Source organism: Kocuria himachalensis, from assembly GCF_054784195.1.
The window spans coordinates 160993-174458 of record NZ_BAAGPL010000019.1 but is presented as its reverse complement, the minus strand read 5'-3'; the positions used below and the strand labels follow the sequence as shown (position 1 = coordinate 174458).

The 13466-nt window shown below is 72.0% G+C and carries 14 protein-coding genes; 6 read left to right on the top strand and 8 right to left on the bottom strand.

Features of this window, described 5'->3' with window-relative positions; genetic code table 11:
• Positions 1-5: 5 nt before the first annotated feature.
• From ACYVM4_RS13175 to ACYVM4_RS13165, 3 genes are read right to left on the bottom strand one after another with little or no spacing between them, the layout of a single operon-like run.
• Complete coding sequence (locus ACYVM4_RS13175) at positions 6-440, bottom strand: hypothetical protein (protein WP_460668834.1); 435 nt, start codon at positions 438-440, stop codon at positions 6-8.
• 10 nt (positions 441-450) lie between these two features.
• Positions 451-816: a sterol carrier family protein gene (locus tag ACYVM4_RS13170; protein WP_368821357.1), complete on the bottom strand. Its 366-nt coding sequence runs from the start codon at positions 814-816 to the stop codon at positions 451-453.
• A gap of 3 nt (positions 817-819) precedes the next feature.
• A complete protein-coding gene (locus tag ACYVM4_RS13165; RefSeq protein WP_368821358.1) occupies positions 820-1851 on the bottom strand; it encodes an asparaginase in 1032 nt (343 codons plus the stop codon).
• 117 nt (positions 1852-1968) lie between these two features.
• On the opposite strand from ACYVM4_RS13165, the gene purD reads away from it, so the two are divergent.
• Complete coding sequence (purD, locus tag ACYVM4_RS13160; protein ID WP_368821359.1) at positions 1969-3291, top strand: phosphoribosylamine--glycine ligase; 1323 nt, start codon at positions 1969-1971, stop codon at positions 3289-3291.
• A complete protein-coding gene (locus tag ACYVM4_RS13155) occupies positions 3288-4268 on the top strand; it encodes a phosphoribosylaminoimidazolesuccinocarboxamide synthase (RefSeq protein ID WP_460668833.1) in 981 nt (326 codons plus the stop codon). Before purD ends, ACYVM4_RS13155 begins: the two co-directional genes overlap by 4 nt.
• A 124-nt stretch (positions 4269-4392) precedes the next feature.
• On the opposite strand, the gene ACYVM4_RS13150 is transcribed toward ACYVM4_RS13155, so the two are convergent.
• The 3 genes from ACYVM4_RS13150 to ACYVM4_RS13140 form a co-directional block, all read right to left on the bottom strand.
• Positions 4393-4734 carry an MGMT family protein gene (locus tag ACYVM4_RS13150; protein WP_460668832.1) on the bottom strand — a complete coding sequence of 114 codons (342 nt, stop codon included), beginning with the start codon at positions 4732-4734 and terminating at the stop codon, positions 4393-4395.
• A complete protein-coding gene (locus ACYVM4_RS13145; protein ID WP_368821424.1) occupies positions 4731-5873 on the bottom strand; it encodes a sensor histidine kinase in 1143 nt (380 codons plus the stop codon). The genes ACYVM4_RS13150 and ACYVM4_RS13145 overlap by 4 nt, the downstream gene beginning before the upstream one ends.
• Before the next feature lie 114 nt (positions 5874-5987).
• Positions 5988-6116 (bottom strand): hypothetical protein, encoded by a 129-nt coding sequence (locus ACYVM4_RS13140; RefSeq protein WP_368821362.1) that lies wholly within the window; start codon positions 6114-6116, stop codon positions 5988-5990.
• Positions 6117-6333: 217 nt separating this feature from the next.
• Between ACYVM4_RS13140 and ACYVM4_RS13135 the strand changes: the two genes are divergently transcribed.
• Positions 6334-7017: a response regulator transcription factor gene (locus ACYVM4_RS13135; RefSeq protein WP_368821363.1), complete on the top strand. Its 684-nt coding sequence runs from the start codon at positions 6334-6336 to the stop codon at positions 7015-7017.
• Between the two features lie 421 nt (positions 7018-7438).
• On the opposite strand, the gene ACYVM4_RS13130 is transcribed toward ACYVM4_RS13135, so the two are convergent.
• Both ACYVM4_RS13130 and ACYVM4_RS13125 read right to left on the bottom strand, forming a co-directional pair.
• On the bottom strand, positions 7439-8158 hold the full coding sequence (locus tag ACYVM4_RS13130) for a FadR/GntR family transcriptional regulator (RefSeq protein ID WP_460669077.1): 720 nt from the start codon (positions 8156-8158) through the stop codon (positions 7439-7441).
• Positions 8159-8275: 117 nt separating this feature from the next.
• On the bottom strand, positions 8276-9928 hold the full coding sequence (locus ACYVM4_RS13125) for an L-lactate permease (RefSeq protein WP_460668831.1): 1653 nt from the start codon (positions 9926-9928) through the stop codon (positions 8276-8278).
• Positions 9929-10202: 274 nt separating this feature from the next.
• On the opposite strand from ACYVM4_RS13125, the gene ACYVM4_RS13120 reads away from it, so the two are divergent.
• The 3 genes from ACYVM4_RS13120 to ACYVM4_RS13110 are packed head-to-tail and all read left to right on the top strand — an operon-like array spanning position 10203 to position 13350.
• The gene (locus ACYVM4_RS13120; RefSeq protein WP_460668830.1) at positions 10203-11054 is read left to right on the top strand and encodes a (Fe-S)-binding protein; all 852 of its coding nucleotides are present in this window, start codon (positions 10203-10205) and stop codon (positions 11052-11054) included.
• Positions 11051-12712, top strand: a complete 1662-nt coding sequence (locus ACYVM4_RS13115; RefSeq protein WP_460668829.1) for a lactate utilization protein B — start codon at positions 11051-11053, stop codon at positions 12710-12712. The genes ACYVM4_RS13120 and ACYVM4_RS13115 overlap by 4 nt, the downstream gene beginning before the upstream one ends.
• A complete protein-coding gene (locus ACYVM4_RS13110; RefSeq protein ID WP_460668828.1) occupies positions 12709-13350 on the top strand; it encodes a LutC/YkgG family protein in 642 nt (213 codons plus the stop codon). Before ACYVM4_RS13115 ends, ACYVM4_RS13110 begins: the two co-directional genes overlap by 4 nt.
• The last annotated feature ends 116 nt before the right edge of the window (positions 13351-13466 follow it).

Below are 13466 nucleotides of genomic sequence, written 5' to 3'. Positions count from 1 at the left end.
GTCGATCAGCCTTCTCTCGAGCTTCGGGGGTCGGTGGGCCGGGGTGCGTCCGCCGGCGCGCCGGAGGGGGCGTCGTCGTCCCCGTCCACGACCTCGGTGGTGACGGCCCGCGCCCGGGCCACGGAGACCCGGTCCAGCACGAGGGCCAGCACGGCACCGGCGGCGAGCCCCAGGACCGTGCAGACGGAGACCATGAACAGCGTCACGGCCCCCTGGGTGAACTCGGCGCTGCCCCCGCCGGACAGCCCCACGAGCACGCCGGCCACGGCGCCGAGGACGCCGCCGAGCAGGACGAAGGCCCAGATGTTCGGGGCCCGGCGCAGGGTCATCTGCTGGCTGCCGGAGACGACCAGCGGCACGGCCGTCCGCTGCCGGCGGCGCCGGCGCGGGACCTTCCGCGGAGACGGGCGCGCGGAGGGGGAGGAGGGAGTGGAGCTCATGTCTCCAAGGCTACCGGGGAAAGAGGGGGAGGGCGTCCGCGAGATCGGTCCTTGTGCCCGAGGCCACAGCGGCGCCCGAGGCGACGGCCTCCGGCCAGGTCACGGCCCCCGTGACCAGGCCGAGCCACGTGCGGGCGTCGGTCTCGACGACGTTGGGCGGGGTCCCGCGGGTGTGCCGGGGCCCGGCCACGCACTGGGTCACGCCGAAGGGAGGGACGCGCACCTCCACGCTGTTGCCGGGCACCCGCGCGGCGAGCTCCTCGAGCGAGTAGCGCACGGCGGTGGCCACGGTCCGGCGCGGGGTGCCGTCCGGGTCCGCGCGCCAGGCGCTCAGGGCCAGGGTCCCGTCCGCAGGGTCGACGCGGCGGCGGGCCACGGCCTAGTCCTGCCCGAGCGCCCGGACCAGCTCCGGTCCGAGCAGCTCCAGGAGGGGGTCCGCCAGGCGGAGCCGGCCCACGGGACGGGACCCGCCCATGATCGGGCGCACCACCCGCCCGATCACCGCGGCGGCCGCCGGGGCGGGCACGGCCCCGGCCTGGGCGAGCAGGCTCAGGCCGATGAGCGCGTTGGCGCGGGAGCCGCCGTCGAGGACCTTGAGCGCCACCGACCAGCCGGTGCGGGTGCCGAGGGCGAGCACGCCCTCCGCCCCGAGCTTCGCCACGACGTCCAGCTCCTCCATGACCACGGTGTTGTACCTGCCCGGCCCGTGCACGAGCTCGGGGTAGTCGAGCATGCACTGGGAGACCGTCGCGGCGCGCGCGTCGGCGTCGAGATTGCCGGCGGCCCGGCCCAGGGTCGAGTACGCCCGGGCGAGGCCGGTCAGGGAGATCGCCGCGAGGGGGGCGCCGCACCCGTCCACGCCCACGTGCGCCACGCGCTCGCCGGAGAACTCCTCGACGGTCTCCAGCACGGTCCGCTGCAGGGGGTGCTCGGGATCCAGGTAGCTGTCCGTGGGCCAGTCGTTCTCGGTGCAGGCCCACAGGAACGCGGCGTGCTTGCCGGAGCAGTTCATGCAGATCCGGGCCTTGCCGCGCCCGGCCCGCACGAGCTCCGTGCGGACCTCCTCGTCCTCGGGCCAGTCCGGCGGGCACTGGAGCGAGTCCTCGGTCAGGCCCGCGGCGTCCAGGATCGAGCTCACGGCGTCGAGCTGATCGAAGGAGCCGATGTGGGACGCGGAGGCGATGGCCACCTGGGCCCCGCGCAGCGGGACACCGGCCTTCATGGCGGCGATGGTCTGGAACGGCTTGAGCGTGGACCGCGGGAAGATCGGGGTGCCGATGTCCCCCAGCTCCACCGCCACGGTCCCGTCCGGGTCCAGGACCACGGCGGAGCCGCGGTGGCGGGACTCGACGAAGCCGCTGCGCTCGAGCACGGCGAGGTCCACGGCACGGTCCGAGGTGAAGGTCTGCATCGCCCCAGTATGTCAGCGGGGCCGGGAATGTCCGGCGGCGCCCGGAACCGGCGAGGGCCGTGCCCGCATGCCGGGAACGATGTGCCACTTCCCGGTGCCGCCAACTAGCCTGAGGGCGTGAAGGTTCTAGTACTGGGCCCCGGAGGCCGCGAACACGCAATCATCCGCGCACTGCTGGCCGATCCCGAGGTCGAGCAGGTGCACTGCGCGCCGGGCAACGCCGGGATCGCGCAGCTCGTCCCGGTGCACGCCGTGGACGCCGACGACCCCGCCGCGGCCACCGCGCTGGCGCGCGAGCTCGCGGTGGATCTCGTCGTCGTCGGCCCGGAGGCCCCCCTGGTGGCCGGTGTGGCCGACGCCCTGCGCGAGGCGGGCTTCCTCGTCTTCGGTCCCTCGCGGGCCGCGGCGCGGCTCGAGGGCTCCAAGGCGTTCGCCAAGGAGGTCATGGCCTCCGCCGGGGTGCCCACCGCCATGGCGCGGGTCGCGACCACGGAGGAGGAGGCCGCCGACGCCCTCGACACCTTCGGCGCCCCCTACGTGGTCAAGGACGACGGGCTCGCCGCCGGCAAGGGCGTGGTCGTCACCTCCGACCGCACGGCCGCCCTCGAGCACGCCGCCGCGTGCTTCGCCGCGGGCGGGAGCGTGGTGGTCGAGGAGTTCCTTGACGGGCCCGAGGTGTCCCTGTTCGTGCTCACCGACGGCTCCCGCGTGATCCCGCTGAGCCCCGCCCAGGACTTCAAGCGGATCCACGACGACGACGAGGGCCCCAACACCGGCGGGATGGGCGCCTACACGCCGCTGACGTGGCTGCCGCAGGGCTTCGTGGACGAGGTCGTGGAGCGCGTGGCCCGTCCCACGGTCGACGAGATGCGCCGCCGCGGCACCCCGTTCGTGGGCGTGCTGTACTGCGGGCTGGCCGTGACGACCCGCGGTCTGCGGGTCATCGAGTTCAACGCCCGCTTCGGGGACCCCGAGACCCAGGCCGTGCTCGCCCGGCTCACCACCCCGCTCGGGCGGCTGCTGCACGACGCCGCGGCCGGGCGCCTCGACGAGGCCGAGCGGCTGCGCTGGCGGCCCGAGACGGCCGTCGCCGTGGTCGTCGCCGCGCAGGACTACCCGGACAGACCCCGGAAGGGCGACCCGATCGGCGGGCTGGAGGACGCCGAGGCGCTCGAGGGCGTGCACGTGGTCCACGCCGGCACCGCGGTCGCCCCCGAGGGCGAGCACGCCGGGCGGATCGTCTCCGCCGGCGGGCGGGTGCTCGCCGTCGTCGCCCTCGGGGCTGACCTCGACGACGCCCGCGAGCGCGCCTACCGGGGCGTGGGGCTCGTGGCGCTCGAGGGCTCGCAGCACCGCACCGACATCGCGCTGAAGGCCGCCCGCGGCCTGGTCACCGTTCCCGGCGCCTCCGATCCCCGTCCCCGTCAGGAGCAGGCATGAGCGAGCAGGGCACCCTCACCACCCCTCCCGAGATCCCCGGGTGGAGGCACATCTACTCCGGCAAGGTCCGGGAGCTCTACGTCCCCGACGAGTCGCGGCTGCGCGCCACGGGCGTGGCCATCTACGACGACGCCGAGTACCGGGCCGGCTCGGTCCTGGTGCTGGCCACGGACCGGATCAGCGCCTTCGACGAGATCCTCCCCACGGTGATCCCGGACAAGGGCAAGATCCTGACGCAGCTGTCCCTGTGGTGGTTCGAGCAGCTCGCGGCCGTGCCCAACCACGTCCTGTCGACCGACGTGCACGAGTCCGTCCGCGGGCGGGCCATCGTCTGCAAGAACCTCTCGATGTTCCCGGTCGAGTGCATCGCCCGCGGCTACCTGACCGGGTCGGCTCTCAAGGACTACCGGGAGACCGGTGAGATCTGCGGGATCGAGCTTCCCCCGGGGCTCGTGGACGGCTCCCGGCTCGCCGAGCCGATCTTCACCCCGACCGGCAAGGCGGAGGTGGGCGAGCACGACCTGCCCATCACCTTCCAGGAGATGGCCGACGGGGTCGGGCACGCGGTGGCGGACCGGCTGCGCGAGCTGACCCTGGAGATCTACACCGCCGCCGAGCGGATCGCCCGGGAGCGCGGGATCATCGTGGCGGACACCAAGGTGGAGTTCGGCCTGGACTCCTACCGCGGTGCGATCACCCTCGGGGACGAGGTGCTCACCCCCGACTCCTCCCGCTTCTGGGACGCCGAGACCTACGAGCCGGGCAGGGCCCAGCCCTCGTTCGACAAGCAGTACGTGCGGGACTGGCTGCGCTCGGACGAGTCCGGCTGGAACGGGACCGGCCCCGTGCCCCCGCTGCCGGAGCAGGTGGTGGAGCGGACCCGCGCGCGCTACGTCGAGGCGTTCGAGCGGCTCACCGGCCGGACCTTCGACCCGAACGGAAACTTCTTCGAGGTGGCAGGCCCGCTCGAGTACTGAGCACGGACACCGAGCCCGGACCTCTGCTCCGGACACCTATCCTGGTTCCCGGGTCCGGACACCGGGCCGGAGCGTGGAGCGGGCGCAGTGCACGGCATGCACGGAGCGGCTGCACCGAGCAGCGTCAGCGGCCGGGGGAGTCCGGGGTCCACAGGGCGCGGTCCATGTCCACGCGCACGAGGTGCCGGTCGTCCTCCCGCAGCGGCGTGCCCTCCTCCCGGTACCGGTCCCGGGCCTCGACCTGCAGGTGGCCCGCGAGGGTGCCCTGCACGGTGACCACACGCCACCACGGGAGCTCGTCGCCGGTGGGGTTGCGCGCCATGACCGTGCCCACCAGGCGCGGGGAGCGGCACTCCGCCAGCTCCGCGACGTCCCGGTAGGACAGCACCCGCCCCGGGGGGATGGCGGCCACGACGTCCGCCACGCGCCGCGCCAGGCCGGGGTTCGGCTCGGCGCGCTCGGTCACAGGGCTTCCCGGCGGTCCACCGGCAGGCACACGTCGAGGACCCACTGGCCGTCCGCGGTACCGCTCTCGGCGTGACCGCCCAGCAGGGAGACGCGTTCCGTGATGCCCCGCAGGCCGAGTCCCGAGGACATCTCCGAGGAGTGGTCGCCCGTGCGCTGGGTGCTGCGCGGCATGGGGTTCGCGACGCGCAGACACAGCTCGTGGTCGTCCGCCGTCACCTCGATCCGGCAGCGGGACCCGGCCGGGGCGTACTTGATGATGTTGGTGACCGCCTCCTGCAGGATGCGGGCAGCGGTGCCGCGCACCGTGGTGGGCATGGCCTCGAGGTCGCCCGTGATGATCACCTCGGGATCGAAGCGCAGGTCCCGCAGACTCGCCGCGAGGGACGTGACCACGTGCTCCAGGCTGCCGATGGCCAGGCCGGCGCCCGTGACGTCCCGGGGGTGCTCCCCTTCGTTCTCGTTGCGCAGCAGCCGCAGCAGCACCCGCAGCTCGTGCAGGGCCGAGCGCGCGGCGCCCTCCACCGTCTCGAGGACCTGGTGCAGCTCGCCCACGTCCCCGGAGCGGCGCCGGCTCATGGTCTGCATCGTGATGAGGGTGAGCTCGTGGGCGACGACGTCGTGCAGATCGCGGGCCAGCGCCTGCCGCTCGTCCTCCCGGAGCCGCTCGTTGAGGACCTCCAGGTCTCGGACACGCTGTTCGCTCTTGCGGCGCTGCAGCCGGAAGTGGCGGAGGCCGGCGCCGATGAGGGCAGCCACGAGGAGAGGGATGAGAAGGTTCCAGAACGCGATGCCGTCGAACCCGCCCTCCCGGAAGAGAGTGGCCATGAAGGTCCAGACAATGTAGACGAGAAGATGTGCGGTGATGAAGCGGGATGTCGCGGTGGCGACCACGGCCACGGTCACCACGAGGACCGGGACGATCACGGCGCCGAAGTTGTCGATCGCCACGGAAGTGAGCAGGCAGCTCAGCGATGCGACGCTGGCCCAGGTGGCCCGCCAGGCGACGAGGCTGACGACGACGTAGGACAGAACCCCGTCCAATACGAACAGAAACTCTTGCGACAGTGAGCCGTCGAAACTTCCGACGAGATGGGCCAGGTTGTCGGCCAGGGAGAAGATCGCGTACACGACGAGCACCGCGGACAACCACCAAGCGATGGGCTCGGCGTGGAAGAACGAAGTCTTCCCGGACGTCCGCGGTGCGCGTTCTATGGATGAAGTTACATTGGCCACAAGGCTAGTGATACAGCATCAGCAGATGGCAGGCCACCAGCTGCACACCACGTAACGCGGCGCGGCGTTCGCGGGGGCGATGGGGACGGCCACCAGGGTGCTGGCGACGAGGACGGCGGCGAGGGCGCTGGTGATCTTCTTCTTCATGGGGGGCTCCTTGGATCACGAGGGCAGCACCGGATCGGGGGGATTGCGGCCGGGGTGGGGGAGAGATCTCCCGGTCGCGAGGGGGTGTGCTGCCCTGGTAGTTCCATTTTGCCAACGTTAACTGAACGAACCTATCGACCTTTGTCCAGACCGTTTGTGACTTTTGTCGAATATGACGTGTTGCACTTTGGGGGACAAGGAAAAATAGACTGTGCGGGTGACTGATTGCAGAGTGCTTGTCGTGGACGACCAGCCGTTGATGCTGGAGGCCCTGAAGTCCTTCTTCTCGGCCGAGCCCGGGTTCGAGGTCATCGGGACGGCGGCCAACGGCCGTGAGGCGGTCGACCGATGTCTGGCGATCGACCCGGACGTGGTCCTGATGGACATGAAGATGCCCGTGATGGACGGGATCGAGGCCACCCGGGAGATCACCTCGCGAAGCCCCCGGTCCAAGGTGCTGGCGCTTACGACGTTCTCCACGCTGGAGTTCGTGGTGCCGGCCCTGCGTGCCGGTGCGGCCGGCTACCTGGTCAAGGACGCCCGGCCCGACGAGATCATCGACGCCGTGAACCAGGTGCGCAACAACGAGATCGCCCTCTCCCCGGCGATCGCCCGCGCGCTCGCGGACAACGTCATCTCCGTCCCGGACCAGCAGCAGCCGGTGCGGTCGGCGGACAACGGCCTGCGCTCGCTGCTGACCGATCGGGAGATGGAGACCGTGACGCTCCTGGCGCAGGGGCTGAGCAATCGGGAGATCGCCGAGCAGATGCACGTCTCCGAGGGCAGCGTGAAGGCCTACCTCGGGCGGGTCTGTGAGAAGTTCGGCGTCCGCGACCGGGTGCAGGCGCTCATCAAGGCGTACCAGAGCGGACTCGTGGATCCGCAGCTGCGCGATCTCTGAGCCGCACGCTGCTCCCGTGGTCCCGGACCCGGACCCGGACCCGGAGCCGGACCCGGACGGAAGTCCAGTCCATCTGTAGACGAAAGTGTATTCATCTGCATTAGCAAACCCGGCATGATCGGTAGTGCGAGCAGAGAAGAAAAGTCGGTGGATGAGTGAGAGACATCCCCACGGCGGACGGCCCATCCCCCCATGTGGCCGAGCCCCGGACCGGATGGTCCACCGACCTGCTCACGGTAGGGGGCCGCCCCGGGACAGTCCCCCCTGGACCCGGGATGTGGCCGCGCAAGGCCTGGATCACCTTGCACCCCCCTCGGCCGAGGGCCCCCTACCGTGCAACATCTGCTCCGCAGACCTGAAGACGCGAACGGCCCCACCGGAACCGGTGGGCCCGTTCGCGTGCGTCGACGAGTTCGCCCCGTCAGGTCCGCGGGTCCCGGACCTCCCGGGCGGCGGCGCTGTGGCCGAAGAACCAGGTGATGTGCTTCCGCAGCGCGGCGGCCGCGTCCTCGCCCCGGCGCTCCTGGAAGGCGCGCAGGATCTCCCGGTGCTGCTCCTGCAGGGTGCGGCGCACCTGGGGCCAGTCCTCGAGGCCGGCGACGGTCTCCTGGACGTACCCGATCATGGCCTGGCGCAGCGAGGCCATGATCGTCTCGACCACCACGTTGCCGGCGAGGGAGGCGAGCAGGATGTGGAACTGTGCGTCGTCGGCGTGGAAGCGCTCGTCCGGCAGGTCGGGATCCTCCATGGCCGCCACGAGCTCCGCCGCGCGCTCGAGCACCGCCGCCCGCTCCGGGGTCTCCGCCGCGCCGGCCGCCTCGCGGGCGGACTGGGTCTCGAGCAGCAGCCGGGTCTGCACGAGATCACGCACCGGCAGGGACCGGTTGGCCACGTGCATCCGCAGTGCCCACCCGAGTGCCGCCGAGGGCTCCGCGATCACGATCGCCCCCGCGTTCGGCCCGGACCCGGTCGAGGAGCGGACGAGCCCCATGGCGTCCAGGATCCGGATCGCCTCCCGCACCGAGGCCCGGGAGATGCCGAACTCCTCGGCCAGGTGGCGCTCCCCGGGCAGCTTGTCGCCCACCGAGATCTCGCCCGAGCGCAGGCGCTCCTCGAGCCAGTCGAGGACGACGGTGTACATGCGCGAGGCTGCGGGCACGGGGGCTCCTCAAGGGGCGGGCGGGACGCGGACCAGTCTAGGGAACCGGCAGGGGCCCCGCCGGACCGGGCGGTCGGGCAGGGCCCCGGGGTCGGGTGCTCAGGAGGTCGGGAGCATCCAGGCCAGCACGTTGGACTGCAGGAACACCAGGGTGCACAGCAGCAGGAGCAGACCGAGCGACCACCAGATGACGGAGCGGAAGATCGCGGACTCCTTGCCCTCCATGCCCACGGCCGTGGCGGCGATGGCCAGGGACTGCGGCGAGATCATCTTGCCCACCACGCCCCCGGAAGTGTTCGCCGCGGTCATGAGGTGCGGGTCCAGCCCGGTGCCCTCGGCGGCGGTCTTCTGCAGGTTCGAGAACAGTGCGTTCGCCGAGGTGTCGGAGCCGGTGACGGCCGTGCCGAGCCACCCCAGGACGGGGGAGAAGAAGGCGAACGCCGCGCCGAGGCCGGCGACCCAGGTGCCGACAGAGATCGTCTGGCCCGAGGTGTTCATGACGTAGGCCAGGGAGAGGACGCTCATGATCGTCAGCGCGGAGAAGCGCATCTTCCAGAAGGAGCGGCCGATCTCGGCGACCGCGTTGCCCAGCGAGAGCTTGAAACGGCCGTCGGAGGTGAACACCGAGTAGATCACGGCCACGAGCAGACCCGTGATCAGCAGCAGCGTGCCGGGGCTGGAGAGCCACTGGAACTTGTAGATCGTGCTGGTGACGGGCTCGCCCGCGGAGTTCAGCAGGTGCCCGTGCAGGCCCGGCCAGGGCGCGGCCACGTCGGTGGCGGCCAGGGCCGCGGGCACGTCGGCCCCGAGCTTCCAGAGCTTGGCGACGCCGAAGACGCCGACGACGAGCACGTAGGGCAGCACGGCCATCCACACGCGTGCCGGGGTCAGCCCCTCGGGCGCGGGAGGCTTCTCCACGCCGAGGCGGGTGCGGACGGCGTCGGCGCCCTTCGGCCGCCAGAAGCGCAGGAGGACCACCGCGGCGGCCAGGCCGGTGAGGGAGGCCACGACGTCGGTGAGCTCGTAGGAGAAGTACGTGGCGCACCACCACTGGGCGACGGCGAAGGAGACGCCGATGACGAGCGCGGCCAGCCACGCCTCCGTGAGCCCGCGCACCCCGTCGATGATGAACAGCAGGATGAACGGCACCATAACCGCGAAGAAGGGCGCCTGGTGGCCGACGACCGCGCCGATCCGGGCGGGGTCCAGGCCGGTGAGCACGCCGGCGGTGGTGATCGGGATGGCGATCGCGCCGAACGCCACGGGCGCGGTGTTGGCGATGAGGACCACGGTGGCGGTCTTCAGGGGCTTGAGGCCCAGGGCCAGGATCATGGTCGCGGTGATCGCCACGGGCGCGCCGAAGCCCGCGAGGGCCTCGAGCAGGCCGCCGAAGCAGAAGGCGATGAGCACCGCCTGGATGCGCAGGTCCCCGCCGCCGATGGTGTCGAAGATGGTCCGCAGGTCCTCGAAACGGCCGCTGAGGACGGTGACCTGGTAGAACCACAGCGCCATGACCACGATCCACACGATGGGGAACAGTCCGTAGACCGCTCCCTGGGTGGCCGAGAGCAGGGCCAGGGACAGCGGCATGCCGAAGGCCAGGACGGCGACGACGATCGCGGCCAGCAGCGCGGTGGCGCCGGAGACGTGGGCCCGGGCCTTGACGCCCAGCAGCATGACGAAGAACGTGAGCAGCGGGACGGTGCCGACGAGGGCGGAGAGCGCGACGCTCCCGCCGACGGCGTCGGTCATTGCGGTGAAGGTGGTCACTCGGGCTCCCAGGGACGGGGACGGGCAGGGCGGAACAGTGCGGGACCGGCCGGGAACACGTCACGGCTATGGTCGGACCACAATGGTCCGACCACGAAGAGTACATGAGCCACGTCACACCACCAACCGCTCCGCCGGCCCGGCCGGTTCGTTGTGGCGGCCGATTGTGTGACGGGACTCACCGGCCTACTATGGTCAGACCACATGCGGCGGCCCGTCGTCGTCCTCCTCTCCCCTTCCCGTCCCCGGAGGTCCCATGAGAATCGCCCTGTTCGCCACGTGCATCGTGGACGCGATGTATCCGCGGGTCGCGCTGGCCACCGTGCGGGTGCTCGAGCGGCTCGGCCACGAGGTGGTGTTCCCGCCCGGCCAGGGCTGCTGCTCCCAGATGCACGTCAACAGCGGCTACTTCGCCGACGCCCTGCCCGTGGTCCGCAACCACGTCGAGGCCTTCTCCGCCGCGGACTACGACGTGGCAGTGGCCCCCTCCGGCTCCTGCGTCGCCTCCCTGGGCCACCAGCAGCCGATGGTCGCCCGCGCCGGCGGCGACGAAGCCCTCGCCCGCGGCGCCGAGGCGGTCGCCGCGAACACCTACGAGCTCTCCCAGCTGCTGACCGACGTGCTCGGCGTGACGGACGCGGCCGCGCAGCTCGGCTCCTGGTTCCCCCACCGGGTGACCTACCACCCGTCCTGCCACGGGATGCGGCTGCTGCGCCTGGGGGACCGGCAGAAGGACCTGGTCGCCTCGGTCGGCGGCCTCGACTTCGTGGAGCTGCCCGACGCCGAGGAGTGCTGCGGGTTCGGCGGGACCTTCTCCTTCAAGAACCCGGACGTCTCCGCGGCGATGGCCGAGGAGAAGATCGGCAACATCGTCTCGACCGGTGCCGAGCTGTGCACCGGGGGCGACGCCTCCTGCCTGATGCACCTGGGCGGGGCCATGAACCGCCGGGACTCCGGGCCGGCCACCGTCCACTTCGCCGAGATCCTCGCGTCCACCCGCGAGAACCCGCTCGAGGTCTCCGGGCCGGTCGAGCTGTCCATCCCGGGCCCAGGGGCGCGCCGCACGGCGTCGTCGTCGACCCCCCGCACGACCGGAGGTGCTCGATGAGCCGCACAGCCCTGGGCATGCCTGCCGTCCGCCCCGTCCACGGCCAGGGGAACCTGCACGCGCAGACCGCGTTCCCCGCCGCCGCGAAGGCCGAGATGGGCAACACGCAGATGCGCGCCAACATCCGCCACGCCACCCACACCATCCGCGGCAAGCGCGCAAGGGTGGCGGGCGAGCTGCCCGACTGGGAGGAGCTGCGCTCCGCCGGCTCCGCGATCAAGGCGCACGTCATGGCGAACCTGCCGGACCTGCTCGAGGAGTTCGAGCGCAACCTCACGGCCCGCGGCGGCACGGTGCACTGGGCGCGCGACGCCGCCGAGGCCAACCGGATCGTCACCGAGCTCGTGCAGGCCACCGGGGCCACGGACGTCATCAAGATCAAGTCCATGGCCACCCAGGAGATCGGCCTCGAGGAGCACCTGGCCGGCCACGGGATCACGGCCACGGAGACGGACCTGGCCGAGCTGATCGTCCAGCTCGGCCACGACAAGCCGTCCCACATCCTGGTCCCGGCCATCCACAAGAACCGGCACGAGATCCGTGACATCTTCCTCGCCGGGATGGCCGAGACCGACGAGACGCTCACGTCCGAACCGCGCGACCTCGCCGAGGCCGCCCGCACCCACCTGCGGGAGAAGTTCCTCTCCACCTCCGTGGCGGTCTCCGGGGCCAACTTCGGCGTGGCCGAGACCGGGACGCTGGCCGTGGTGGAGTCCGAGGGCAACGGACGCATGTGCCTGACCCTGCCCGAGACCCTGATCACCGTGATGGGCATCGAGAAGATCGTGCCCACGTTCGCCGACCTCGAGGTGTTCCTGCAGCTCCTCCCGCGCTCCTCCACCGGGGAGCGGATGAACCCCTACACCTCGATGTGGACGGGCGTGACCCCGGGGGACGGCCCGCAGGACGTGCACGTGGTGCTCCTGGACAACGGCCGCACCGCGGTGCTCGACGACCCCGCCGGGCGCTCGGCGCTGCACTGCATCCGCTGCTCGGCGTGCCTGAACGTCTGTCCCGTCTACGAGCAGGCCGGCGGCCACGCCTACGGCTCCACCTACCCGGGGCCCATCGGGGCGATCCTCTCCCCGCAGCTGACCGGCATCGGTTCCGAGCAGAACGCCTCCCTGCCCTACGCCTCCTCGCTGTGCGGAGCCTGCTACGACGTGTGCCCGGTGAAGATCAACATCCCCGAGATCCTCGTGCACCTGCGCGACGAGGACGTGCGCACCCGGCACGGCGAGCGCTCCGACGACGGCGCCGCCGCGGCACCGGCCCGGACCCGGCGTCTCCCGCAGGCCCCGTCTGAGATGGACCTCATGATGAAGGGAGCGTCCTTCGTGATGTCCTCCGGCAAGCGCATGGCACTCGCCGAGAAGGCCCTGCCGCTGGGCCGGGCGGTCGCGGGCAGGGACCGGGCGATCAGCTGGCTGCCCGGGGCGGCCGGCGGCTGGACCGACGAGCGGGACGTCCCCGCCCCGCCGAAGGAGTCCTTCCGCAACTGGTGGGCCAAGCACGCAGACGAGACACGGCAGCGGGTGGCCGCCGACGGCGGCCACCCGCCCGACGGAACGGCCGGAACCACCGGCACCACCGGCACTGCCGACGGCCCACAGGACGGGTCCTCGGACGACACTCAGCACGACGGAGGAGAGCGATGACCGACGCCAGGACCGAGATCCTCCACCGGATCCGCGGGGCGCTGCACGACACGCCCGCGCCCGCACCGGCGGAGCGCGCCTACCGCCGCACCTCGGACCGGCCGCGCGAGGAGGTCGTCGAGATGCTCGAGGACCGGCTGGTCGACTACAAGGCCGCGGTGCACCACGAGACCCCCGAGTCCCTGCCCGCCCGGATCGCCGAGCTGCTGGGCGCCTCCGCCCGGTACGTGGTGCCGGAGGGCCTGGACCGCTCCTGGCTGCCCGAGGAGTCCGGCATGCGGCGGGTCATCGTGGACCCCAACGACGCCCGGGCGGCCTCCGCCCTCGGGGTGCGGGAGCTCAACGCCGTGGACGCCGTGGTGACCTCCTCGACCGTCTCCTGCGCCGAGACCGGCACGATCTTCCTCACCGGCCGTCCCGACGAGGGCCGCCGGGCGATCAGCCTGGTCCCCGACCACCACATCTGCGTGGTGCCGCTGGAGTCGGTGGTCGAGCTGGTCCCCGAGGCCCTCGCCCTGGTGGAGCCCACGGCCCCGGTCACGATGATCTCCGGGCCGTCCGCGACCTCGGACATCGAGCTCGAGCGCGTGGAGGGCGTGCACGGGCCCCGGACGCTGGACGTGATCCTGCTCGGCTGAGCGCCGTGCCCTGTCGCACGCTGGTCCTCCGTCGCACGCCTCCTGCTCCGTACAGTGGAGGTGGTGAGACGGACGAGGAGCCGGGCCCGGGCCCGTGCGTCATGGAGAGGGCGGCG